Origin of the sequence: Roseburia inulinivorans DSM 16841, from assembly GCF_000174195.1 — a bacterium.
Classification (GTDB): Bacteria; Bacillota; Clostridia; order Lachnospirales; family Lachnospiraceae; genus Roseburia; species Roseburia inulinivorans.
This window is the reverse complement of the sequence record NZ_ACFY01000084.1, coordinates 1-24,070: the sequence shown is the minus strand read 5'-3', so window position 1 is coordinate 24,070 and position 24,070 is coordinate 1. Positions and strand designations below refer to the sequence as shown.

24 protein-coding genes and 1 riboswitch are annotated in these 24,070 nt (G+C 41.4%); all 24 genes read left to right on the top strand.

What is annotated here, in order from left to right; all coding sequences use genetic code 11:
* Nucleotide 1 precedes the first annotated feature (1 nt).
* A complete protein-coding gene (locus tag ROSEINA2194_RS08130; RefSeq protein WP_007885532.1) occupies nt 2-766 on the top strand; it encodes an adenosylcobinamide-GDP ribazoletransferase in 765 nt (254 codons plus the stop codon).
* Nucleotides 767-803: 37 nt separating this feature from the next.
* Complete coding sequence (locus ROSEINA2194_RS08125) at nt 804-1,136, top strand: bifunctional adenosylcobinamide kinase/adenosylcobinamide-phosphate guanylyltransferase (protein ID WP_007885530.1); 333 nt, start codon at nt 804-806, stop codon at nt 1,134-1,136.
* On the top strand, nt 1,109-1,816 hold the full coding sequence (locus tag ROSEINA2194_RS08120; RefSeq protein WP_007885526.1) for a histidine phosphatase family protein: 708 nt from the start codon (nt 1,109-1,111) through the stop codon (nt 1,814-1,816). Before ROSEINA2194_RS08125 ends, ROSEINA2194_RS08120 begins: the two co-directional genes overlap by 28 nt.
* A 20-nt stretch (nt 1,817-1,836) precedes the next feature.
* Complete coding sequence (gene cbiB / locus ROSEINA2194_RS08115; RefSeq protein ID WP_007885525.1) at nt 1,837-2,823, top strand: adenosylcobinamide-phosphate synthase CbiB; 987 nt, start codon at nt 1,837-1,839, stop codon at nt 2,821-2,823.
* Between the two features lie 256 nt (nt 2,824-3,079).
* Entirely contained in the window at nt 3,080-4,147 is a 1,068-nt protein-coding gene (locus ROSEINA2194_RS08110) for a pyridoxal phosphate-dependent aminotransferase (RefSeq protein WP_044927506.1), read from the top strand.
* A 222-nt stretch (nt 4,148-4,369) separates the two neighbouring features.
* Complete coding sequence (locus tag ROSEINA2194_RS08105) at nt 4,370-5,011, top strand: precorrin-8X methylmutase (protein WP_007885523.1); 642 nt, start codon at nt 4,370-4,372, stop codon at nt 5,009-5,011.
* 81 nt (nt 5,012-5,092) lie between these two features.
* On the top strand, nt 5,093-6,256 hold the full coding sequence (cbiD, locus tag ROSEINA2194_RS08100; protein WP_044927517.1) for a cobalt-precorrin-5B (C(1))-methyltransferase CbiD: 1,164 nt from the start codon (nt 5,093-5,095) through the stop codon (nt 6,254-6,256).
* A 250-nt stretch (nt 6,257-6,506) separates the two neighbouring features.
* Nucleotides 6,507-7,280: a precorrin-4 C(11)-methyltransferase gene (cobM, locus tag ROSEINA2194_RS08095; RefSeq protein WP_007885517.1), complete on the top strand. Its 774-nt coding sequence runs from the start codon at nt 6,507-6,509 to the stop codon at nt 7,278-7,280.
* The gene (locus tag ROSEINA2194_RS08090; protein ID WP_007885515.1) at nt 7,277-8,236 is read left to right on the top strand and encodes a cobalt-precorrin 5A hydrolase; all 960 of its coding nucleotides are present in this window, start codon (nt 7,277-7,279) and stop codon (nt 8,234-8,236) included. The genes cobM and ROSEINA2194_RS08090 overlap by 4 nt, the downstream gene beginning before the upstream one ends.
* Nucleotides 8,226-8,975 (top strand): precorrin-3B C(17)-methyltransferase, encoded by a 750-nt coding sequence (cobJ, locus tag ROSEINA2194_RS08085; RefSeq protein ID WP_007885514.1) that lies wholly within the window; start codon nt 8,226-8,228, stop codon nt 8,973-8,975. Before ROSEINA2194_RS08090 ends, cobJ begins: the two co-directional genes overlap by 11 nt.
* A gap of 56 nt (nt 8,976-9,031) precedes the next feature.
* Nucleotides 9,032-10,885 carry a precorrin-6A reductase gene (cobK, locus tag ROSEINA2194_RS08080; protein ID WP_007885513.1) on the top strand — a complete coding sequence of 618 codons (1,854 nt, stop codon included), beginning with the start codon at nt 9,032-9,034 and terminating at the stop codon, nt 10,883-10,885.
* A gap of 5 nt (nt 10,886-10,890) precedes the next feature.
* Complete coding sequence (locus ROSEINA2194_RS21960) at nt 10,891-11,079, top strand: hypothetical protein (protein WP_252832569.1); 189 nt, start codon at nt 10,891-10,893, stop codon at nt 11,077-11,079.
* Nucleotides 11,080-12,117, top strand: a complete 1,038-nt coding sequence (locus ROSEINA2194_RS08075; protein WP_007885511.1) for a cobyrinic acid a,c-diamide synthase CobB — start codon at nt 11,080-11,082, stop codon at nt 12,115-12,117.
* A complete protein-coding gene (locus ROSEINA2194_RS22920) occupies nt 12,060-12,605 on the top strand; it encodes a hypothetical protein (protein ID WP_330370383.1) in 546 nt (181 codons plus the stop codon). The genes ROSEINA2194_RS08075 and ROSEINA2194_RS22920 overlap by 58 nt, the downstream gene beginning before the upstream one ends.
* A 91-nt stretch (nt 12,606-12,696) precedes the next feature.
* Nucleotides 12,697-12,907, top strand: a riboswitch (cobalamin riboswitch).
* Nucleotides 12,908-13,111: 204 nt separating this feature from the next.
* Nucleotides 13,112-14,728: a sirohydrochlorin cobaltochelatase gene (locus ROSEINA2194_RS08070; protein WP_044927505.1), complete on the top strand. Its 1,617-nt coding sequence runs from the start codon at nt 13,112-13,114 to the stop codon at nt 14,726-14,728.
* 404 nt (nt 14,729-15,132) lie between these two features.
* Nucleotides 15,133-16,680, top strand: coding sequence for a Y-family DNA polymerase (locus ROSEINA2194_RS08065; RefSeq protein ID WP_007885496.1), 1,548 nt, complete (start codon nt 15,133-15,135; stop codon nt 16,678-16,680).
* The gene (locus ROSEINA2194_RS08060; RefSeq protein WP_007885494.1) at nt 16,673-17,083 is read left to right on the top strand and encodes a YolD-like family protein; all 411 of its coding nucleotides are present in this window, start codon (nt 16,673-16,675) and stop codon (nt 17,081-17,083) included. Before ROSEINA2194_RS08065 ends, ROSEINA2194_RS08060 begins: the two co-directional genes overlap by 8 nt.
* Nucleotides 17,084-17,326: 243 nt before the next feature.
* Nucleotides 17,327-17,983: a DUF3990 domain-containing protein gene (locus tag ROSEINA2194_RS08055; RefSeq protein WP_007885493.1), complete on the top strand. Its 657-nt coding sequence runs from the start codon at nt 17,327-17,329 to the stop codon at nt 17,981-17,983.
* Between the two features lie 4 nt (nt 17,984-17,987).
* Complete coding sequence (locus ROSEINA2194_RS08050) at nt 17,988-18,362, top strand: hypothetical protein (RefSeq protein WP_007885491.1); 375 nt, start codon at nt 17,988-17,990, stop codon at nt 18,360-18,362.
* Between the two features lie 136 nt (nt 18,363-18,498).
* Entirely contained in the window at nt 18,499-18,876 is a 378-nt protein-coding gene (locus ROSEINA2194_RS08045; RefSeq protein WP_007885490.1) for a hypothetical protein, read from the top strand.
* Between the two features lie 35 nt (nt 18,877-18,911).
* Nucleotides 18,912-19,196 (top strand): hypothetical protein, encoded by a 285-nt coding sequence (locus ROSEINA2194_RS21955; RefSeq protein WP_007885488.1) that lies wholly within the window; start codon nt 18,912-18,914, stop codon nt 19,194-19,196.
* 2 nt (nt 19,197-19,198) lie between these two features.
* Nucleotides 19,199-21,925: a DEAD/DEAH box helicase family protein gene (locus ROSEINA2194_RS08040; protein ID WP_252832568.1), complete on the top strand. Its 2,727-nt coding sequence runs from the start codon at nt 19,199-19,201 to the stop codon at nt 21,923-21,925.
* On the top strand, nt 21,925-23,574 hold the full coding sequence (locus tag ROSEINA2194_RS08035; RefSeq protein ID WP_007885486.1) for an HsdM family class I SAM-dependent methyltransferase: 1,650 nt from the start codon (nt 21,925-21,927) through the stop codon (nt 23,572-23,574). Before ROSEINA2194_RS08040 ends, ROSEINA2194_RS08035 begins: the two co-directional genes overlap by 1 nt.
* Nucleotides 23,555-24,070: restriction endonuclease subunit S (locus ROSEINA2194_RS08030; protein ID WP_007885485.1), on the top strand; the 516-nt coding region annotated here is incomplete at its 3' end. The genes ROSEINA2194_RS08035 and ROSEINA2194_RS08030, both read left to right, overlap by 20 nt.

The following is a 24,070-nucleotide window of genomic DNA, read 5'->3' as shown; positions in this document are numbered from 1 at the left end:
TATGAAATTATTAAAAGCGATGGCAATCGCATTTTCCATTTATTCTAAAATCCCAGTGCCGCAGTTCGAGTGGAAGGAAGAGGACATGGAGTATATGATGTGCTTTTTTCCGTGGATCGGCGGGGTGATCGGACTGTTTTTTTTCGGATGGGCGGTGTTATGTGAGAAATTTGCGGTAGGAAATGTCTGCTATGCACTGATCGGTGCGGCAATTCCGTTAATGATCTCCGGTGGATTTCATGTGGATGGGTACATGGACACGATGGACGCATTTCATTCGTACCAGAGCCGGGAAAAAAAGCTGGAGATTTTAGAAGATTCCCATATCGGTGCATTTGCGGCGATCATGCTGGCTCTTTATTATATGATCGATATCGCAGCAATTTCAGAAATACATACCCAAAAGGCAGTGTCTGCACTGGCAGCCGTATTTTTTCTGGCGAGATGCTTTAGTGGGATTGCAGTTATGACATTGCAGCCGGCAAAGAAAGAGGGACTTTTGTATACCTTTGCATCCAGTGCACAGAAAGTCAGGGTAAAAGCAGCCTTATATTTTCAGGCAGCGCTTTGCGTGGTACTTATGCTGCTCGTATCCGGATGGTATGGAGCCGCGGCAATTGGGGCGGCGCTGCTCAGTTTCTTTTATTTTAAAAAGAAAAGTTACAAAGAGCTTGGTGGTATCACAGGTGACACTGCCGGATTTTTTGTGACAGTCTGTGAGGCGGCTGCGGCAGCTGCGGTTGCGATGGCCGGATATTTCCTGTAACTTTCAAAATAGTATTCGGCAGAAGGGGAGAAAAAGCATGCAATTATATATCGGAGGATATGCGCAGGGCAAGCTTGCCTATGTGCAGGAAAAGCTGAAAGGGCAGGAGGTGCCTGTTGTAAATGACCTGCATCTCTGGGTGAAACAGCTTTTACAGGAGGGAAAACCGGCGGAAGAGATCGTGCTGCAATATTATAAGGAGCACTCGGATTGTATCTTTATCTGCGATGAGATCGGCAACGGCATTGTGCCGATGGAGAAGCAGGAGCGGGAATACAGGGAACGTGTCGGCAGATTATTGATCCGGCTTGCAGGGGAAGCGGAGACAGTGGAGCGCATCATATGTGGAATAGGACAGAAGATAAAATAAAAGCAAAAATCACATGGATCAGACATGGTATGACACAGGCGAACGGAGAACACCGTTATCTTGGAAAAACAGATGAACCGTTGTCTGAAACAGGAATCCGTCTTTTGCAGGAAAAAAAGAAGGAATATTTTTCCAGTCCACCGGAATTTTTGTATACATCTCCGATGAAACGCTGCGTTCAGACAGCGGAACTGCTTTTTGAGAGAAATCCAATTCTGATCCCGGAATGGAAGGAGATGGATTTCGGGCAGTTTGAGGGAAAAAATTATGAGGAATTAAAGGACAATCCCTGCTATCAGAAGTGGATCGACAGCAATGGAACACTGCCATTTCCCGGTGGAGAGTCGAGAGAGCAGTTTATCCGGCGTTCCATGGAAGGTTTTGACCGGATGATGTCTGATATTTTAAAAAGATCAGAAAAGAACACCGGAATACAAAACGACACAGATCCGCAATATCTGAAAAGCAATTGTGGAACAGAAATCCCGGTCGTGGCCGTAGTGCATGGCGGTACGATCATGGCGGTGTTAAGCAGTCTTACCGGAGGAGAATATTTTGATTTTCAGGTGAAAAACGGGGAAGGATATGAAACTGTGCTGGAATGGATCCAGGGCAGATGGAAGATAACAAGTCTGACTAAGATAGGATGTGAGGACTCAAAAAGTGAACATTTACAATAGATAAGAAAGGAAATTAAATCATGATTTATCATATTGCTTCCATGCTGGCGGGATTTCTCATGGATCTGCTGCTTGGAGATCCTTACTGGCTGCCGCATCCGATCCGTCTGATTGGAAACTCGATCAGTTTTCTGGAAAAGAGACTTCTCGGCAGCAAAACGGAAGAAAAACATACCACACCGGAGCAGGAACAAAGGAGAGGAATGCTGCTTGTACTTGCAGTTTTGAGCAGTACGGTGTTTGTGACGGCTGTGCTTTTACTTGGCGCGTATAGGCTGCATCCTTATCTTGGTGCTGTGATCGAGAGCATTATGACCTACCAGATCCTTGCCACGAAATGCCTGAAAGTGGAGAGCATGAAAGTCTATCAGGAGCTGAAAAAAGGGGATATTGCGGCGTCACGGAAAGCGGTATCCATGATCGTCGGCAGAGACACGGAATGTCTGGATGAGACAGGCGTTGCAAAGGCTGCAATCGAGACTGTGGCAGAGAATACTTCGGATGGCGTGATCGCACCGATGATCTTCACAGCGATCGGCGGTCCAATCCTTGGATTTTTCTACAAAGCTGTCAATACCATGGATTCCATGGTAGGATATAAGAATGACAGATATCTGTATTTTGGCAGAACTGCGGCAAAACTGGATGATATCGTAAACTACATCCCGGCAAGGATCAGCGCACTGCTCATGGTGGTTTCCTGTTTTTTATGTGGAAAAGAGTTTGACGGAAAGCGGGCATGGTATATTTTTAAGAGAGATCGCTACAGACATGCGAGCCCCAATTCGGCACAGACGGAAGCGGTGTGTGCAGGAGCCCTTGGAATCAGGCTTGCGGGAAATGCAAGCTATTTTGGCAAAATCGTGGAAAAGCCTTATATCGGGGATGCAGAAAGAGCAGTGGAGACAGAGGATATTAAGCGCACAAACCGGTTACTGTATGCGACGGCTATCTTGTGTGAAGCAATCTGTCTGTCGGTACTTTGGATCATCCTGCTTATTTCTTAAGTTAGATGATTGCGAAACTCGTAAAAATCTAAATTGAATTGTGAAAAATTAACAAAAGCTTGAGAAAACACTGGGGAGCGGTCGGCACTTAGAAGGCAGGTGCGATGCTAATCGTGACTGGCTTCTTAGTACCGTTACCAGCGACACGTAGCGAGAGCGTGTTTTCGAAAATTATGTTAATTATGAACAATTGAAAGAATATTATGAGGAGTTTTGCAATTGCCTATTTTTCTTAGACCAGAGAGGAGGAGAGAAAATGCGTCCGGTCATACACGGAGGAGACATCTATCAAAATGAAATAGAACTGGATTTTTCGGTCAATATCAATCCTTTTGGAATACCGGAAAAAGTGAAGGAGGCAATGCAGGAATCTTTGGAACTCTGTGAGCATTACCCGGACATTCATCATGCGAAACTGATTGAAAAAATCGGAGCGCACTATCATATCCCGGAGGAACATATTTTGTGTGGGAACGGAGCATCTGAGTTATTTGTGGCAGTCGTCCATGCGATCAAACCGGGAAAAATTGTAATACCGGCGCCATCCTTTTATGGTTATGAGAAAGCTGCAAACGTGACAGAGGCAGAGGTTTCCTATTATGAGATGAAAGAGAGGGACGGGTTCTGCCTGACCGAAGTGTTTCTGCAGGAATTGCAGGAGAATGTGGATTTATTATTTCTGGCGAACCCGAATAATCCGGTTGGCAATACAATAGAAGACATGCTGCTGGAAAAAATATGTGACAGATGCCGGGAAAAAAAGATAACCGTTGTGATAGATGAATGTTTCCTGGAATTTACAAGGAAAAAGGGATTTTTTGAAACACATTCCATGCAGGAATACCCAAATGTCATCATTGTGAAGGCTTTCACAAAATTATATGCGATCCCGGGTGTGCGTCTGGGCTTCTTATTCTGTGGCAGCCAGAACAAGGCAGGGCAGATTTTCAATCAATTGCCGGAGTGGAACATCTCAATCATTGCGGAGGCAGCAGGACGTGCGGCATTAGATGAGACGGAATACCGTAACAAGACCATTTCATACATTGGAAAAGAGCGTGCATATCTAAGGGCAGAACTGGAAAAGCTGGGGATCAAAGTCTACCCCGGGGAAGCAGATTTCCTGCTCATAAAGACAGAGCGTCAGCTCTATAATGATTTGCTGAAGAAAAAAATTTTAATTCGTGACTGCAGCAATTACCGGGGACTACGTACAGGATACTATCGTATTGCAGTGAAGACACATGAAGAGAATGAAAAATTGATTGCGCAATTAAAGGATACAATTATGGATAAATGCGAAACTCTTCAAAGTGTAAATTAAATTGTGAAAAATCAACAAAAGACATGAAAGACATTGGGGAACCGCCGGTTCTTAGAAGGCAGGTGCGACTGCAAGTCGTGACTGGCTTCTTAGTACCGCTGCGAGTGACACATAGCGAGAGCGTGTCTTGAATGTTTTTGTTGATTTTTCACAATTCGAGATAGATTATAAAGCGTTTCGCAATCACCCATATCAACACTGCAGGAAAGTAAGGAGCATCAGATGGAAAACATAGAATACGTCAGACCACAGGATATCGAAAAACGAAGCTTTGCCATAATCTCAAAAGAGCTGGAGGAAAAAGGAATCGTTCTTCCAAAAGAGCAGGAGCTTGTGACGAAGAGAGCCATCCATACCAGCGCAGATTTTGATTATGCAAAGACCATGACTTATTCCGCCCATGCGGTCGGGATTGCAAAAAAACTGATACAAAATGGTGCAGACATTGTCACCGATACAAACATGGCACTTGCCGGCGTGAATAAAAAAGAACTGGCAAAATACGGAGGAAAGGCACACTGTTTTATGGCTGAGGAAGAGGTGGCAAAGATTGCAAAAGAGCGCGGTGTCACAAGGGCAGCTGTGAGCATGGAAAAAGCAGCACAGATAGAAAAGCCGGTGATCTTTGCCATAGGCAATGCGCCGACAGCATTGATCGAATTATATGAAATGATAAAGAGTGGAAAATACCGCCCGGCATTTATTATCGGGGTTCCGGTTGGCTTTGTGAATGTGGAGGCTGCAAAGGATCTGATTTTAAAAACGGATGTACCGTATATTATCAACCGGGGAAGAAAAGGTGGCAGTAACATTGCAGCGGCAATCTGCAATGCACTTTTATATGAACTTCGAGATGAAAATTAAATGTAAATTTAAGTAATAGATTCACTGGTCTGCTGAGTTTCCGTGCAGACCATAAGAAAATCATGCAAGAGTGGATGAATGATGCGATATGGATTTACAACAGGAAGCTGTGCGGCGGCTGCCTCAAAAGCAGCAGCATATATGATGCTGACAGGAAAGTTAAAACAAAATATAACAATACAGACACCGAAAGGGATTCTGTTTCAAACAGAGATACTTGAAATTACAAGAAGTGAAACAGAAGTTACCTGCGCAGTACGAAAAGATGGTGGAGATGATCCCGATATTACATCCGGGACACTCATTTTTTCCACAGTGCGTTTTGCAGATGGGGAGAAAAAAATACCGGGGCAGAATAACAGACAATTTTCAGGCATTCATGTGAAAGCGATGCAGGAAAAAAGGGCAGTCATTTGCATTGACGGTGGAAAGGGGGTTGGCAGAGTGACAAAACCCGGATTAGACCAGCCGGTCGGAAATGCAGCCATTAATCATGTGCCACGGGAGATGATCGAAAAAGAAGTGCAGGAGGTATGCGCATTGGCAGATTTCTCCGGAGAACTTCATATCACGATCTCGGTGCCCGACGGAGAACATTTGGCGGAGCAGACCTTCAATCCGAGACTTGGGATCGTCGGGGGAATTTCCATTTTGGGAACTTCCGGGATCGTAGAACCGATGAGCAGTCAGGCGCTTCTTGATACGATCAAAGTGGAATTGAACCAGAAAAAGGCAGAAGGTTATGGAATCGCCGCTGTTTCGCCCGGTAATTACGGGTTGGATTACATGAAAAAAACATATGGTTACGACCTTGACCGGAGCGTAAAGTGCAGTAATTTTATCGGAGACACCATTGATATGGCGATCACCACTGGATTTGAAAAAATGCTGCTCACAGGACATATCGGCAAGCTTGTGAAAGTGGCAGGAGGAATCATGAACACACATTCCAGAGAGGGAGACTGCCGTATGGAAGTGCTTGCCGCAGCTTCTGTGAGAAATCAGGTGCCTTATCCGGTTTTAGAGGAAATCCTGCAATGTGTCACCACGGAAGAAGCAGTCAGGAAACTGGATGCCTGTGGGAAAAAAGATGCTGTGATGCAGGATCTACTGTCAAAAATCATGTTTTATCTGAATAAACGGGCGGCAGGAAAAATGCAGATCGAGGTTATCCTTTACTCCAATGAATTTGGAGAGCTGGCAAAGTCCGCTGGAGCAGAGAAGTTTTTACAGGAATTAATGTGATTTATTAGACAATTGCGAAACTCTTGAAAACCTAAATTAAATTGTGAAAAATTAACAAAAGCTTGAGAAAACACTGGGGAGCGGTCGGTCCTTAGAAGGCAGATACAACGTAAGTTGTGACTGGCTTCTTAGTACCGTTACCAGCGACACGTAGCGAAAGCGTGTTTTCGAAAATTTTGTTAATTTTTCACAATTTAAAGAAGATTATGAAGGGTTTCGCAAATACATAAATTAGAAAGGAAACAAAACAATGGTTTATTTTGTGGGAGCAGGACCTGGAGCGGCAGATCTTATCACGGTACGTGGAATGCGTCTGTTAGAAAAGGCGGATGTGGTAATTTATGCGGGGTCGCTTGTGAATCCGGAACTTTTATCTTATTGCAAAAAAGAGTGTGAGATACATAACAGTGCATACATGACCTTAGAAGAGGTACTCGCTGTCATGGAAGAGGCAGAAAAACAAGAGCTTACGACAGTGCGGCTTCACACTGGGGAACCGAGCATTTACGGAGCAGTGCGGGAACAGATGGATCTGCTGGATGAAAAAGGTATTTTGTATGAAAGCTGTCCTGGGGTAAGTGCCTGTTTTGGAGCAGCAGCTTTGTTAAATCTGGAATATACTTTACCGGAAGTGTCCCAGTCATTGATCATTACCCGCATGGAAGGCAGAACCAAAGTGCCGGAGAGAGAGAGCATTGAGAGTTTTGCAGCACATCATGCTTCCATGGCAATCTATTTAAGTACAGGAATGCTGGGAGAACTGGGCAGACGGCTGATCGCAGGCGGGTATGGGAAAGACACACCGGCAGCGATTGTATACAAGGCGACCTGGCCGGAGGAAGAAGCGTATCTGTGTACGGTGGAACAGTTAGAAGAGACGGCAAAAGCGCATAACATTACAAAAACAGCGCTGATCATCGTGGGAGATATTGTGGCACATCAGCATTATGGGAAATCCAGACTGTATGCGCCGGATTTTGAGACGGAATTTCGTAAGATAAAAAAATCAAGGGAAAAAGAATGAATATCAGTATTATTACGTTTACAGAGAACGGAACAAAACTTGCAGAAAAAATCAGACAGGCTTTTGCGAGCGCGAAAACGGAAGAAGCAAAAAACCTTGGATTATCGCTATCTGACTGGACAAGACAGCAGTTTGCAGAGAAAAATGCCATTGTTGTAATTGGAGCCTGTGGCATTGCAGTGCGCATGATCGCACCATTTGTGTCGGATAAGCTGAGTGACAGTCCGGTGGTTGTGGCAGACGAGGCAGGGACTTTTGTGATCCCGCTGCTTTCCGGGCATATGGGAGGTGCAAATGAGCTCGCAGAACAGATTGCAGGGCAGATCGGCGGGATTCCGGTCATCACAACAGCAACCGATGTGAATCATGCGTTTTCTGTGGATCTGTTTGCAAAAAAATGTGGTCTTTCCATTTATAACCGGGAGGGGATCGCAAAAGTCTCAGCCAAAATACTGGATGGAAAAACGCCGGATATTGTGATCTCATCGGAGAAAACAGACTTAGAGCAGGGAGTACTCGGATTGCAGCCGAGAGAATATATTTTAGGAATCGGCTGCCGCAGGGGAAAAAGCTTTGAAGAACTGAATGCATTTATACAAAAGTGGCTGGATCATGCAGGCATTGAAAAAAAACTTGTGCGCGCAGCAGCTTCCATTGATCTGAAAAAAGAGGAGGAAGGCCTGCTGCGGTGGTGCATGGCAAACCGGATTCCGTTTTTAACCTATTCTGCGGAGGAGTTAAAACAGGTAAAGGGAGACTTTCAGGAGTCCTCCTTTGTAAGAGAAAAGACAGGCGTGGACAATGTCTGCGAGCGGGCTGCAATGAAAGCGGCAAACGAAGAAGGAACTTTCATTTTGAGGAAGCAGGCGGAAAACGGCATGACAATCGCAATTGTAAAATACGACTGGAAATTGGAAAGAGAACTGGCAAAGGAGTACAGGATCGATGAGCAGTAAAATTTATATCGTGGGAATGGGACCGGGAACCGGGGAAATGATGACTCCACAGGCAGATCATGCATTGTGCGGCAGCGATGTGATCGTCGGATATCCGGTGTATTTAAAATTATTAGGCGGTAAATATCGGGAAAAAGAATTTTTATCCACACCGATGAAACAGGAAGTCAGACGCTGTGAGATGTGTTTTGAGGAAGCAGAAAAAGAAAAAACGGTTGCGATGGTATGCAGTGGGGATGCAGGTGTGTATGGAATGGCATCCCTGCTCTATGAGATGTCGGAAGCGCATCCGGGATGTGAACTTGAGGTGATCCCGGGGATCACAGCGGCAAACAGTGGGGCAGCGGCGCTTGGAGCACCACTAAACCACGATTACTGCGTCATCAGCTTAAGTGATCTTATGACACCGTGGGAGATTATTGAAAAAAGGCTTGCGGCAGCGGCAGTGGGCGATTTTTGCATGGCGATTTATAATCCATCCAGCCACCACAGGGCAGATTATCTCAAGAAGGCCTGTGACATTTTACAAAAAAACGGAGTGGAGCCGGAGAGAGCCTGCGGATATGTGGAAAATATCGGAAGAGAAAACACAGCCTGTGAAGTCTGCACACTCGCAGAATTGCGGGAGCGTCAGGTAAATATGTTTACAACGGTATTTATTGGAAATTCCAGAACAAAAATCATAGGTGGGAAACTTGTCACACCAAGAGGGTATGTGCTGCCGGATCCGGTGGTTTAAAGTATGCCGTATTTTAATTTGCATGTGACAATCGTGTAAACAGGAGAAAGAAATTCATGAATAGAATTGTAATTTTTTCAGGAACAACAGAAGGACGCATGTTAGCACAGACATTGTCTGAAAATGGAATCCACTGTATTGTTTTCGTGGCAACAGAATATGGTGAGAGCGTCATGCCGGAGATGGATGGAGTTACGGTTCATAAAGGCAGGATGGATTTGGAGAAAATGCAGAAGTTCATCGCACAGAGCGAGGTGGCAGCGGTGGTGGATGCAACGCATCCGTTTGCAACGGCAGTTTCGGAAAATATCAGGGAAAGCCTGAAAAATACGGAGATTCCATATATCCGGCTGCAGAGGGAGACTTCGGATATTGCTTTAAATAAGGATACAATACAGGAAAATCACTCAGATGTGATCCTGTGCAGTGACACCACAGAATGTGCAGACTTTTTAAACTTCACAGATGGAAACATCCTGCTCACAACCGGGAGCAAAGATCTTGCCACATACAGTCAGAAGGAAGCATTAAAAGACCGCCTGTTTGTCCGTGTATTGCCGGGATTGGAGAGCATATCTCTCTGCGAGCAGAACGGCATCTGTGGAAAACAGATTATTGCGATGCAGGGACCTTTTTCATTGGAAATGAACCGTGCACTGATCAGACAGTTTCATATAAGGTACCTGGTCACAAAGGAGAGTGGCAGAACCGGGGGATTTCTGGAAAAAATAAAAGCTGCCGGGGCAGAAGGGATCACTGCTTGTGTGATCGGCAATCCGGAAAAACAAAACAGTGGGGATTCTTTTGCACAGGTGTGCAGAAAAATTTCAGAAATCACAGGAAAAACAATAAAAAATCATATTTTCCTGATCGGAATCGGTATGGGAAATGCGCAGACGCTCACGATGGAAGCAGCAGAAAAAATCCGGGAAGCAGACTACATTTTTGGAGCAAAACGGCTGCTAAGGACAACAAAAAATGAGCAGGCAGTCCGTTATCCCTATTATCTTGCAGCGGATATTGTCCCAGAGCTGGACCGGTTATCCGGCTGCGGGGTAAAAGTGGTCATTCTTTTTTCCGGTGATACCGGTTTTTACAGCGGATGCGGGAAACTATATGAAACACTGAAGGGCAGAAGTGACAGCAGTGTGCGTATCTATCCCGGAATTTCATCGGTATCCTATTTTGCGGCATTGACCGGGTACAGTTATCAGGATGCGGCTGTTTTAAGTATCCATGGACACGGAGTGGAGACAGAGTGGATCGGAAATCTGACAGAAACCATTCGTTTTTCTAAAAAAACATTTTTGCTGATGTCCGGAAAAGAGGATGTGCAAAAACTCGGCAGACTGTTACAGAAATATCATTTACAGAACTGTAAGGTACTTGCAGGTTTCCAGCTGTCCTATCCGCAGGAGAAAGTTTTGGCATTAACGCCGGAAGCATGTGAACATGTGGAAGAAACCGGATTATATATATGTCTCATCTTAAATCCGGATGCAGAAAAAAAGGCAGTTACCTGTGGGATGCGGGATGAGGAATTTTTGCGGGATAAAGTTCCGATGACGAAAGAAGAGATAAGAGCGTTGTCCATCTGCAAATTGCATTTACAAGAGGATTCCGTCTGCTATGATATCGGAAGCGGAACAGGATCGATTGCAATAGAAATTGCAAAGAGAAGCGGACAGATCCAGGTTTATGCGATAGAAAAAAAGCCTCTTGCACTGGAACTGATCCAGAAAAATATCGAGAAATTCGCTCTGCCGAACATTCAGGTAATCGCCGGTGAGGCACCGGACTGTCTTAAGACAGAAGAACGTAGTGAGCATCCGACACATGCGTTCATCGGTGGAAGCAGTGGCAGATTAAAAGAAATCTTAGATGTTTTATATAAAAAAATCATGCAATGAGGATTGTGATCAATTGCATCAGTTTAGAGACGATCAGTGAACTGACATTGCTAAAAACAGACAGCCGTATCACGGATCTCGAGATCATTCAGGTGCAGGTATCTCGTGCAAAAACAATCGGCGATTATCATCTGATGCAGGGAGAAAATCCAATCTACATCTGCTCTTTTGATTTTACCGGGGAGGTGTCTTAAATGGGATTGAAAATACCGAAAGTTATGATCGCTGCGGTAAAAAGCGGCAGTGGAAAGACAACCGTCACATGTGCTTTTTTAAAACAGTTATTATGCAGGAAAAAACATCCGGTGTCCTTTAAGTGTGGACCGGATTATATTGATCCGATGTTTCATGAACAGGTGTTAAAAATTCCATCCAAAAATTTGGATACATTTTTTTCGGATGCATTACAAATACAGACATTGTATGAGATGGAGCTACCGGGGCATGATATCGCAGTGTTAGAAGGTGTTATGGGACTTTACGATGGACTTGGCGGAATCAGGGAGGAAGGTTCTTCTTACCATCTGGCCAGGACGCTGGATGTCCCGGTTATTCTGGTCGTGGATGCGCATGGCATGGGAAAATCTGTGATCCCGCTCATTGCAGGATTCTTACAGTATGACGAGAAGAAGCTGATCAAAGGGGTTATTTTAAACCGGACAAGTAAAATGTTTTTTGATACCATTGCACCATTGATCGAAGAAGAACTTTCGATAAAAGCATTGGGATGTATTCCAAATGAAAAAGAGTTGACATTAGGTTCCAGACATCTTGGATTGATTCTGCCAGAAGAAATGAAAGAACTGAATTTTCAGCTGGAAAAAGCCGGACAATTGTTGGAAAAATATGTGGATGTCGATGCGATGATCGGGATTGCGGAATGCGCTTTGCGAGAGAAAGAAGAAACTGTAGAAGATGATGAAACAAAGCTAGAAGATGAAATAGAGCAAGAAAATGAAATGAAGCCAGAAAAAAATTTGGAAGAAAAAGAAGCATCTGGGAAAGTTAAAATTTTTTTGCAAGCAATCTCCAATGAAAAAAATAAACTATATGATATAGGAAACTCTGATACAAATACAATACCGCCCCGCATCGCAGTAGCGAAAGACGAAGCATTCTGTTTTTATTACCGTGACAACCTAAGAATGCTGGAACACTATGGAGCAGAGCTGGTATTTTTTCACCGCTGCATGATGAGAAGCTTCCGGAAAACATTCATGGCATACTGTTAGGCGGCGGTTATCCGGAATTATACGCCAGCCAGCTTGAAGAAAATGAGAGCATGCGGAAATCAATCAAAGAAGCGTTGGAACAGCAGTTACCTTCCCTGGCAGAATGTGGGGGATTTATGTATCTGCATGACACGCTCACAGACAGGGAGGGAACAACTTATCAAATGGCAGGTGTGATCCCGGCAGAGTGTCAGTACACGGGAAAACTGGTACGTTTTGGTTATGTGGAAGTACAACTGCCGCAAGGGCTTACGGAGAAGGGAACAGCAGAAATGCCGGAGCCGGAAAAAATAAAGGCGCATGAGTTCCACTATTTTGACAGCACAGCGAATGGAGAGGATTGCATTGCCACAAAACCGGTGACAGGAAGAAGCTGGAAGTGCATTCATGCATCGGACGACCATTTCTGGGGATTTCCACATCTGTATTATCCGTCAGATCCAAAGTTTGTGAAATGGTTTTTGGAAAGAACAGAAAAACACATTTGAGATTGCAAAAAAAACATGGGTGTGCTAACATGGATAAGGCTTTAGACTGCTATATCATTCACGCGGTATGGAAGCGTAAAAAAATGACAGTTTCATAGAGAAGACAGTTGGTGCCAGCCGGTTTTGTTAAGACCAGACTGGTTAAAAGGGAAACAGGTGTGATTCCTGTACGATCTCGTCACTGTGATAAGGGAGTGCAGATTCTTTTTCCGCATGGAAAGCCACTGGTGCATGGCACTGGGAAGGCAGAATCTGTATGAGGATCTTTCAGCCAGGAAACCTGCCAATCGTCTGGTACAGGGAAATGAATTCCCAGATCACGAGTAATTGGTCGTACTGTTTAGAGGGCTTTCTGACAAAAAGCCTGATTTTCATTGACTTTTTACTCCGTTCAGGACATCTGACCGGAGTTTTTTATTGTCTGTTTCCGTAAGGATTGGATAATAAATTTTTCTTTGTGTACAGATCTCTATGAAGCAGAAGTAAATCACAAAGAGGAGAAAAAAATGAAGAAAAAAACACTTGCACTTGTTCTTGCGTTTACAATGACAGCAGCTCTTTTTACAGGCTGCGGAAGTAAGAACGAGACAGAGACAACACAGCCACAGACAGAAACAGCTGCTGAGACAGAGAGTGAAGAGGTCGATGATCAGGCCGCAGCAGACGAAGTTGCAACACTCATCGATGCCATCTATGTGCAGACCAGAAATGAGAACACAGATGAGCAGTGTGCAGCAGCAAAAGCAGCATGGGACAAATTGACAGACGCTCAGAAAGAGCTGGTCGAGGGAGAAAATGCAGATCCGGATTACTTCGGAAGAGATACAGGAGATGCATCCAAGGATGATCCTTTGAATGAGGACGGAATTGGTGAGAACGAGCTCTTAGTTGTAAGCTTTGGTACATCCTTCAATGACAGCAGGGCAGAGGATATCGGTGGTGTGGAAAAAGCACTGCAGGAAGCAAATCCGGACTGGTCTGTAAGAAGAGCTTTCACAGCTCAGATCATCATCAACCATGTACAGGCAAGAGATGGTGAAAAAATTGACAATGTAGAACAGGCACTCGACAGAGCAGTAGAGAATGGTGTAAAAAATCTCGTTGTACAGCCAACTCATTTAATGCATGGTGCAGAGTATGATGAACTCGTAGATGCATTAGACGGATACAAAGATAAATTTGAGACAGTTACGATCGCTGAACCGTTACTTGGCGAAGTTGGAAGTGATGCAACTGTTGTCAATGAAGATAAAGCAGCCGTTGCAGAAGCTATCACAGCAGAGGCAGTAAAGACAGCAGGTTTTGATTCCTTAGAGGCAGCAAAAGAAGATGGTACAGCATTTGTATTCATGGGACATGGTACTTCCCATACTGCAAAAGTAAGCTACAGCCAGATGGCTGCCCAGATGGAAAAATTAGGTTATGACAACGTATTCATCGGAACAGTAGAAGGTGAGCCGGAAGAGACAGCATGTGAGAACGTGATCGCAGCAGTAAAAGAAGCAGGATACACAAAAGTGATCCTTCGTCCTTTAATGGTCGTAGCCGGAGATCACGCCAACAACGATATGGCTGGCGATGATGATGATTCCTGGAAGAGCCAGTTTGTTGCAAGCGGTAACTTTGAAAGCGTTGACTGCCAGATCGCTGGACTCGGCGGAATCGATGCTATCCAGCAGATTTATGCAGCCCATACAAAAGCAGCCATCGAATCCCTCGGTTCTGCTATGCTTTCTTCCGCAAGTAAGAGTGAAGCTCTTGCAGACGGAACATATTCTGCAAAATTCGACACTGACAGCGGTATGTTTCATGTGAACGAAGTCTATGACGGACGTGGAACACTTATGGTAAAGGATGGCAAAATGACACTTCACATTGTGATGCCATCCCAGAACATTGTAAATCTTTTCTTAGGAACAGCAGAAGATGCACAGAAGGATGGAGCAAAACTGATCCAGCCAACAACAGAAGAAGTTACATACTCTGATGGTTCCAAAGAGGAAGTTTATGCTTTTGACGTTCCGGTAGAAGCATTAGATCAGGAGTTTGACCTTGCACTGATCGGAACAAAAGGAAAATGGTATGACCATAAGGTCAGTGTTTCGGATGCAAAAGCAGAGTAAGCTGGTGTAAAAAACATATAGGATATTTAATTCAGTCATTGACTGGCAAGGTAGACTATTAAAAAAGAATATATGTTTGACATGGAAGAGATTGAATGTTAGTATATTTATATAAAAGTGCTACCGATAGATGGTTAGCCTGAAATAGTAGATTACAAAAGTAACCGCCAAGTTTTCTCAGGACCAGGCGGTTATTTTTGCGTCTTGTCATTGCTCTTAGAACCAACGATATAACCAAGAGCAAAGCAAATCCTCCATTCGCAAGATTTCTGCAAGCAGATTTCTATGTAATCAGAGGTCACAGTCCTCTGGAGTGAGGATTAACCGCCTGCCGTGTATGGTAGCACTGGATGGGAATCAAAAAGGTCATAGATAATATTAATGCGAATGCAGTGGCGTAAAAAATGGGAGGTGCGTTCTTGAGCGAAAATGAAAATCATATTTATATAGCAATTGATTTAAAGTCGTTCTATGCCTCTGTTGAGTGCCGGGAAAGAGATCTTGATCCACTGACGACCAATCTTGTCGTGGCGGATGCAGAGCGGACAGAGAAAACAATCTGTCTGGCAGTTTCGCCTTCTTTAAAAGCATATGGAATCCCGGGAAGAGCGAGACTTTTTGAAGTTGTGCAGCGTGTGAAAGAGGTAAACCGGGAGAGACTGCAAAAGTTACCGAAAAGAGTGTTTGAGGGAAGTTCCTATTTTTCGGACGAACTGAAGGCACACCCGGAGCTTTCTGTTACTTATGTAACAGCAAAGCCACGAATGGCACTCTATATGAAATTCAGTACACAAATTTACAACATTTATCTGAGATATATCGCACCGGAAGATATGCATGTGTACTCTATAGATGAAGTGTTTATGGATGTGACGCATTATCTGAACACCTATCATATGACGGCGAAGGAATTGGCATCAAAGATGATCCTTGATGTGATGCAGGAGACAGGGATTACTGCAACAGCCGGAATCGGAACCAACCTTTATCTGTGTAAAGTCGCAATGGATATCGTGGCAAAACATGTCATGCCGGATGCACATGGAGTGAGGATCGCGGAACTTGATGAGATGTCTTACCGGAAATTATTGTGGAATCACAGACCATTGACGGACTTCTGGCGGGTAGGAAGTGGCTACCGGAAAAAGTTAGAAGCGGCCGGACTTTATACGATGGGCGATATTGCACGCTGTTCCATCGGCGGTGAGAGAGATTATTATAACGAAGAGCTTCTTTATAAAATGTTTGGCATTAATGCAGAGCTTCTGATCGATCATGCCTGGGGATATGAGCCTGTCACAATTGCGGATATTAAGGGATATAAGCCGGAGACAAACAGTATCGGTTCCGGTCAGGTGCTTCATTGTCCGTATGATTTTAACCAGACAAAAATCATTGTCCGTGAGATGACCGATGCACTGGTGCTCGATCTTGTGGAGAAAAAGCTTGTGACAGACCAGCTTGTGCTTGATGTCGGGTATGATATTGAGAATCTGGCAGACCCGGAACGCAGGAAAAAATACCGTGGAGAGGTGAAAGCAGACCGGTATGGCAGAGTTGTGCCAAAGCATGCACATGGGACAGCAAATCTTAAGAAAAAGACATCTTCTACATCACAGATCATGGAAGCAGTATTAGAACTGTATGACCGGATTGTTGATGAGAATCTTTTGATTCGCCGGGTTTATGTTACAGCGAACCATGCCCTGGACGAGCAATCGATATCGGAAGAGACAGAATTTACACAGATGGATTTATTTACTGATTATCAGGCAGTGGCAGAGGAACAGGAAGCCGAACAGGAAAAACGCGAAAAAGAGCGAAGGCTGCAGGAGGCAATGCTTTCGGTTAAGAAAAAATATGGTAAAAATGCAATGCTAAAAGGAACAAACCTTCAGGAGGGGGCGACCATGCAGGAGCGAAATAATCAGATTGGAGGTCATCATGTATAAAAAAGAGTATGAGGATATCATTGGGCTTCCACATCACGTTTCCAAAGTACATCCGCAGATGTCAATTTATGACAGAGCGGCACAGTTCTCTCCGTTTGCAGCACTGACCGGGCATGAGGCGGCAATCCAGGAGACTGCAAGACTTACGGAAGAACAGGCAGAGCTGAATGAGGATAAGAAGGAGGAACTGAACGAAAAACTGCAGGAACTGATGGCACATGCAGAGGAACATCTGGCAGTGACAGTGACATATTTTAAGCCGGATGACAGAAAAGAGGGCGGCAAATATGAGACAGTGACAGGAACATTTAGAAAAATCCGTGATTATGACAAAATGTTTATTTTAGAGGATGGAACGCACATTGCGTGTGACATGATTCATGAGTTGGAAATATGTCATTAGAAGATGTGAAGAAACTCCAGAAAAATAAAATAGAAGAAGTAAAAACTAAAATCCACTGCCTTTTGTACAGGTAAGCGGATTTTTGCTTTTTATTCAGAGAAAAATCCTAGTCAGTAAATTGATTGCCATCGGTATTATCGTCAGTTGTCGCCAGTTTTGCTAAATATATGGCGAATCAGTCATTCTCTGTGTTATAATAGATTAAGTTATTTATGCTTACACTTAAACAGGGAGAAAGGCAAAATGGATAAAATTATACTTTACCACGGTTCTCCAAATGAAGTTATAACGCCGATATATGGTGGTGGTAATGACAAGCATGATTATGGACGTGGATTTTATTTGACGGATAATCTGGAGCTTGCGAAGGAATGGGCAGTATGCAGACCAAATGATAAAAGTGGATGGGTTCACAAATACGAATTGGATTGTGCAGGATTGACAATTCTAGATTTTCAAGAATACGATGTTCTTACCTGGCTGGCAGAATTAATGAAGCATCGTGATGCGGCTGATTCAAGAAGATATCGAATGCTTGCAGCAAAATTTATTGAAAAGTATGGAATAGATACCAATGGATATGATGTGATAAAAGGCTGGAGAGCAAATGCATCCTATTTCTATATTGCAAAAGAATTTGTTCGGGATAACATTGATATTGATATTTTGGAAGAGTTGCTTTCACTTGGCGGATTAGGAATTCAATATTGTATCAAAACGCAAAAAGCATATAACCAATTAAGTGAGATGGAATCAGATTTGCAACTTGTTGAATATGCGGAATTTAATGATAAATATAATAAACGAGATATCACAGCAAGGGAGAGAATGTGTGCCCTTGTTGATTCTGACAGTAATAAGGTAACAAAGGTATTTAGTACGCTATTAGAAACGAGGTAAAAAGATGCGGGCATATTCAGAAGCCTATCTAAATGATGTGGTGGAAAATCAGGGGAAATTGTTTGATTATGTTGCACAGTCATTCCCAGATATGGATACGGAAGATTTTATTAATACTTATATGAGAAGTAAAACGAGAATAAGTATAGATAAAGCAAAAGCTTATGTAAATACAATGGACGCAAAGGAACTGTGGAATTATTTTACAGAAACAGAAGAGTACATGCTGAAACCGGGAAAAGCAATGGAAGGTTTTGTCCCAGACTGGATTGGAGAATTTTATGCTTATTATCAGTGGTATTTTGATATTCCAAGTGCCGAAGTTGTGAAAAAAAATTACGGTAGATTTTTTGAAAAAAGCTTATTATGGATTACATGATTTAGAACTTGATCTTGCTGTCAAGAAAGTGGGGAAGGTTTAATACAGACTATCGGTTTTCATAATTCAATGGAAGAGTATGGATTTTTAAGTGATTTGCATTAATCATGGTTAGAGACAAGGAGCATAGAAGTGAATGATATTGCAGTGGAATGAGGATGATCTGTTCTTTGTATGTACAATGATAGAGGTTGTTGCAAGAAAAACTCATAATAGGAGCAGGGATGTAGTAGAAAAATTATCTGATAAAGTATTGTTACATCAGCTAAAAGTGGCAAGTGTAAACCATTGTCTTTCATTTGAACAGGTATGCGATGAATGGATTGAAGATTATGCGATACCAGAAGGTGATTACGATAATATTGTTTCATATGGAAATGATATACCAACAGAAACATCTGTAGGGAAAATATATCAAACAATAATATTAGATAATCTGAAATCACGGGAAAATGTTATCGAGTCGATAAGAAGAGTATACCATTCGCTTAATGATACATGTGATTATTCATAAGAAAATAGATGACGTATTGGAGGTGAAAAGCACTTATGGGAAGACCAGAAGATTCCAGAGTAAAAATTCCAGCACTTGTACATTTGACAAGGCTTGGATATACTTATATGTCAATTAAAGATAAAGAACGTAATATAGATTATGATGGTGATACTAATATTTTTTATAGTCAGTTTTTGGATGCAATTAATCGAATTAATCAAACAGAATTAACACTTGCGGATGCGAAGAAAATTATCGGAGAACTAAAGATTAAATTAGATAATGATGATCTTGGAAAATCATTTTTCAGATATTGCAATCAGATATTAATGGAATAAAGTTGATTAATTTTAATGATATAAGCGGAACAGAGAATGACTATACAGTTGTAACTGAATTGCCATATGAAAATGGTGATGATAATTTTCGCCCAGACATTGTTGTGCTGGTTAATGGAATGCCATTATCATTTATAGAGGTCAAGCGTCATAATAACCGTGAGGGAATTCTGACAGAACGAAGTCGTATGGAGAGAAGGTTTGGAAATAAGATTTATCGACGGTTTGTTGGAATTACTCAGTTTACAGTGTTTTCTAATAATAATGAATATGATGACTCTGATATTGAACCAATCCAAGGAGCTTTTTACGCTTCCAGCAGCTATAAAAGAATGTTTTTTAGCAAGTTTCGTGAGCAGAGAGCAGAAGAATTAGAGGCAAAAATGAAGGCAATTGATCCAGAGTATGAAGCTTTTATTTTAAGTGATACAAATCTGATTTCTATTAAAGGAACTCCAGAGTATGCCTCTTCCTTATCGGAAAACTCGCCTACCAATCGTATCATTACATCTTTATATACAAAAGAACGATTATTGTTTTTATTAAAGTATGGAATATGCTATAAAACCACAACCAACAAAGATGGTATTACAGAGATAGAGAAGCATATTATGCGATATCCTCAGCTATTTGCAACATTGGCAATTCGAGATAAATTGAGAGAAGGAGTTAGAAAAGGTGTAATTTGGCACACGCAGGGAAGCGGAAAAACAGCACTTGCATATTCCAACGTAAAATTCCTTACTGACTATTTTAGTAAAGAAGAGGGGAAGATTGCCAAGTTTTATTTTATAGTGGATCGTTTAGATTTAGCAGAGCAGGCGAAGAACGAATTTGAAGCTAGAGGTCTTAAAGTAAAATTGATAAAAGATAAGGAAGAGTTTATTACAGATATTACAAATCCCGGAGAGTCAAATACCAGTGGGAAAGTGACAATGACTGTAATCAATATACAGAAGTTTTCCAGGGATTCTGTGACTAAACCTTCTGATTATAATGTGGATGTACAGAGAGTTTACTTCTTGGATGAGGCACATAGAAGTTATAATCCAACAGGATCATTTCTGGCAAATCTTATGGCATCGGATAGAGATGCAGTGCAGATAGCTCTTACAGGTACACCGCTTATTGGAGATGGATACAATACAAAAGATGTATTTGGCAATTATATTCACAAATATTATTATAATCAGTCAATTGCAGATGGTTACACATTAAAGTTGATTCGAGAGGAGATTGAAACGACTTATAAGAATCAGATGAATGATACACTTGATCAAATAGTAAGACAGGGAAGCATAGCAAAGAAAGATTTATATGCCCATCCTAAATTTGTAGAAAAGATGGTTGATTATATCATTCATGATTTTGGGGAAGGCAGGACAGCATTAGATTCCACTATCGGAGCAATGATTGTTTGTGATTCTTCGGAACAGGCAAGGGAAGTGGACAGGCAGTTAAATCGTTTTTCAGCTTATACACATGCACTGGTACTTCATGATGAAGGTACAAAGCAGGATAGAAAAAACGATCAGGAAGAGTTTAAGAAAGGCAATATAGATATTTTGGTGGTCTATAACATGCTTTTGACCGGCTTCGATGCTCCTCGATTAAAAAAGCAGTATTTGGCACGAATGATTAAAGCACATAATCTGCTTCAAACGCTAACTAGAGTAAATCGCCCGTATAAAGGTTATCATTATGGATATGTTGTTGATTTTGCAAATATCAAAGATGAGTTTGATAAAACAAATAAAGCATATTTTGATGAACTTCAATCTGAATTGGGAGACGAGGTACAAAACTATAGTAATATTTTCAAGAGCAAAGAAGAGATTGAAAAAGATCTGAATGTTGTAAAAAATCAGCTTTTTCTATATGATACAAGCAATGTGGTAAGTTTCATTAATCAAATTAGCGAGATTGATGATAAGAAGCAGTTACTTGATTTACGACAAGCATTAGAAAATTATAAGGCGATGTATAATCTGATCCGTTTGTATGGGTATGAGGATTTATACGAACATTTCAATGTCGAGAATGCAATCAAGTGCCTGAATGAGGTCAATAATCGAATTAGCATTATTAACTTAAAAAATAGCATTGATTCATCAGAGGATATGTCACAGGTACTCAATATGGCATTGGATCAGATAGATTTTCAGTTTCGTAAGATAAAAGAAGAAGAACTTATCATTGCTGATGCATTTAGAGATAGCCTGGAAAAAACAAGAAGAGAAATCGTAGATAGATGTCTTGATCCAAAAGATCCTGAATATATTTCACTTCTTGATGAATTAAAGCGGGTATTCAAGAAGAAAAATATTGAGGAACTCACAGCAGATGAAATGAAGCAGATGATGGGAGAACTGGATACTTTGAAAAAGAAGGCGGAAAAAAGGAATCTGGCAGATCGCATGCTTGCGGCAAAGTATTCAGGTGATGTTAAATACATGAGAACACATAAGAGAATTATGGGTAGTCCACCACCTATTGCGGATGCAATTACGGTACACAGAATTTTAATGAGTGTTAAGTCTAAAGCAGATGATCAGATTGCTCATAATGAGAATATCCTTGATAATGAGGATTATTTCATTAAATCTTTACAGCCAATTATTTTGAGAGCATGTATGGGAGAAAATGTTAAAGTAGACAAACCTCAACTTATGTTTATAGATAATTGCCTGTCGAAAGAATATATATTAGAAAGGGATTGGGTTTCCTAATGACAACAGAAGCGATAATAGCAAATACAAAGCAGATGATTGATGATCTTAAGACAGTATGTGCCAATTTTGGACTTGGTAATGCCAGTAGTGAATATAAGATTATAACAGAGATTTTTTTGTATAAGTTTTTAAATGATAAGTTCCTATATGAGGTACAGCAGGCGGATGAAAAGCTAAAAAATTCCGAGAATATGGAGCAGGCATTAAATAATATGTCAGAAGATGACTATGAAATGCTTATGATGCTTCTACCACCGGCTACTGCAAAACTCAAGAGAGAGCATTTTATATCTTATCTTTTCAATCATAAGAATGATGAGAAGTTTAACGAATTATTTGATTCAACTTTATGGGATATTTCTAACACTAATCTGGATGTGTTCTCTGTAAGTACTGGCTCCGGTGATAAGATTCGTTTATTTGATCAGAATTTATCTCAAAATGTAACAGAGTCAAATCGGAGGTCTGATTTTTGCAAAGCTATGATTGATAAATTAGTTACATTCAGTTTTGCAGAGGCTTTTTCACAGAAGTATGACTTTTTTGCAACTATTTTTGAGTATCTGATTAAGGATTATAACAAGGATTTTGGCAAGTATGCAGAATATTATACACCGCATTCTATTGCAAGTATTATTGCAAGAATCATGGTGTCGGAAGGGGTGCAGAATGTAACTGTATATGATCCGGCGGCAGGTTCTGGAACTCTGGTACTTGCACTTGCACATGAAATTGGCGAAAGTAATTGTACGATTTATACACAGGATATTTCTCAAAAGTCTAATGAATTTTTGAGACTCAATCTTATTTTAAATAACTTGGTACATTCACTTGGTCATGTGGTACATGGAGATACACTTCTTTCTCCACAGCATTTGAACCGTCAGAAAAATGGTTTGATGAAATTTGATTATATTGTTAGCAATCCTCCATTTAATGTGGATTTTTCTGATAACAGAGATACTCTTGCAGGTGACATTTACAAAGAAAGATTTTGGGCTGGAGTACCTAATGTACCAAATAAGAAAAAGGATAGTATGGCAATCTATCAGATGTTTTTACAGCACATCATATTTTCTATGAAGGAAAATGGTGGTAGAGCAGCAGTAGTTGTTCCGACAGGATTTCTAACAGCTGGAACCGGAATCCCTAAGAAAATACGAGAACGCATTGTTGAAGACAGAATGCTCAGAGGTGTTGTCTCAATGCCAAGCAATATTTTTGCTACGACAGGAACAAATGTATCTGTGTTATTTTTGGACAATTCAAAGAAGTATGAGCAGGCAATCTTAATGGATGCATCTAAACTTGGAACAAAGGTTAAGGTAGATGGAAAAAATCAAAGAACGGTTTTATCACCTGAAGAAATAGAGGATATTATCAATACCTTTAATAACTTTGAACCAAAGGATGATTTTTCTGTAGTTGTAGATTATGACAAGATAGTGCAGAAAAAATGTTCATTCAGTGCAGGACAGTATTTTGAAGTGAAGATTGAGTATGTGGAACTGACGCAGGAAGAGTTTCAAGAAAAAATGAACAGTTACACAGAAAAATTAACGGAATTGTTTGCTGAGGGAATTGCACTGCAGGCAGAAATTTTGGAACAGTTAAAGAAGGTGAAATATGAAGAGCAGAAGAGTTAGATTATCAGATATTGCAGAATTAACAGTGGGATTTGTTGGAAATATGGCAAAGCAGTATAAAGATGAAGGGGTAAAATTTCTTCGTTCGCTGAATATAAAGCCTTTTAGTATTGTAGAAGATGATTTGAAATATATATCTAGAGAATTTAATGAATCACTGCGAAAGTCAATTCTTCATGAAAATGATTTAATTATCGTAAGAACCGGAATACCAGGCACATGTTGTGTTGTATCAAAAGATTATGAGGGATGTAATTGTGCTGATGTGGTATTAGTAAGACCAAATCTTCAAGTAGTAAATCCGCATTATTTGGCTGCCTATATTAATGTGTGGGGAAAGAAACAGGTAGAAAACAATAAAGTAGGTGCTATACAGAAGCATTTTAATGTAAAATCTGCGGAGGAAATGTTGATTGATTTACCAGATTTAGAAAGCCAGAATAAAGTGGCGAAAATATTGTGTGATTTGAATGATAAAATTATTAGCAATGAGAAG

Excerpts from the sequence above, each read along its gene's own strand:
- ROSEINA2194_RS08125 (WP_007885530.1), top strand. The coding sequence starts at position 804 with ATGCAATTATATATCGGAGGATATGCGCAGGGCAAGCTTGCCTATGTG.
- ROSEINA2194_RS08090 (WP_007885515.1), top strand. The coding sequence starts at position 7,277 with ATGAATATCAGTATTATTACGTTTACAGAGAACGGAACAAAACTTGCA.
- ROSEINA2194_RS08105 (WP_007885523.1), top strand. The coding sequence starts at position 4,370 with ATGGAAAACATAGAATACGTCAGACCACAGGATATCGAAAAACGAAGC.
- ROSEINA2194_RS08055 (WP_007885493.1), top strand. The coding sequence starts at position 17,327 with ATGGATAAAATTATACTTTACCACGGTTCTCCAAATGAAGTTATAACG.
- ROSEINA2194_RS08065 (WP_007885496.1), top strand. The coding sequence starts at position 15,133 with ATGGGAGGTGCGTTCTTGAGCGAAAATGAAAATCATATTTATATAGCA.
- cbiB (WP_007885525.1), top strand. The coding sequence starts at position 1,837 with ATGATTTATCATATTGCTTCCATGCTGGCGGGATTTCTCATGGATCTG.
- ROSEINA2194_RS21955 (WP_007885488.1), top strand. The coding sequence starts at position 18,912 with ATGGGAAGACCAGAAGATTCCAGAGTAAAAATTCCAGCACTTGTACAT.
- cobM (WP_007885517.1), top strand. The coding sequence starts at position 6,507 with ATGGTTTATTTTGTGGGAGCAGGACCTGGAGCGGCAGATCTTATCACG.
- ROSEINA2194_RS08060 (WP_007885494.1), top strand. The coding sequence starts at position 16,673 with ATGTATAAAAAAGAGTATGAGGATATCATTGGGCTTCCACATCACGTT.
- ROSEINA2194_RS08035 (WP_007885486.1), top strand. The coding sequence starts at position 21,925 with ATGACAACAGAAGCGATAATAGCAAATACAAAGCAGATGATTGATGAT.
- ROSEINA2194_RS08045 (WP_007885490.1), top strand. The coding sequence starts at position 18,499 with ATGATATTGCAGTGGAATGAGGATGATCTGTTCTTTGTATGTACAATG.
- cbiD (WP_044927517.1), top strand. The coding sequence starts at position 5,093 with ATGCGATATGGATTTACAACAGGAAGCTGTGCGGCGGCTGCCTCAAAA.
- ROSEINA2194_RS08075 (WP_007885511.1), top strand. The coding sequence starts at position 11,080 with ATGGGATTGAAAATACCGAAAGTTATGATCGCTGCGGTAAAAAGCGGC.
- cobJ (WP_007885514.1), top strand. The coding sequence starts at position 8,226 with ATGAGCAGTAAAATTTATATCGTGGGAATGGGACCGGGAACCGGGGAA.
- ROSEINA2194_RS08120 (WP_007885526.1), top strand. The coding sequence starts at position 1,109 with ATGTGGAATAGGACAGAAGATAAAATAAAAGCAAAAATCACATGGATC.
- cobK (WP_007885513.1), top strand. The coding sequence starts at position 9,032 with ATGAATAGAATTGTAATTTTTTCAGGAACAACAGAAGGACGCATGTTA.
- ROSEINA2194_RS08050 (WP_007885491.1), top strand. The coding sequence starts at position 17,988 with ATGCGGGCATATTCAGAAGCCTATCTAAATGATGTGGTGGAAAATCAG.
- ROSEINA2194_RS08110 (WP_044927506.1), top strand. The coding sequence starts at position 3,080 with ATGCGTCCGGTCATACACGGAGGAGACATCTATCAAAATGAAATAGAA.
- ROSEINA2194_RS08070 (WP_044927505.1), top strand. The coding sequence starts at position 13,112 with ATGAAGAAAAAAACACTTGCACTTGTTCTTGCGTTTACAATGACAGCA.
- ROSEINA2194_RS08130 (WP_007885532.1), top strand. The coding sequence starts at position 2 with ATGAAATTATTAAAAGCGATGGCAATCGCATTTTCCATTTATTCTAAA.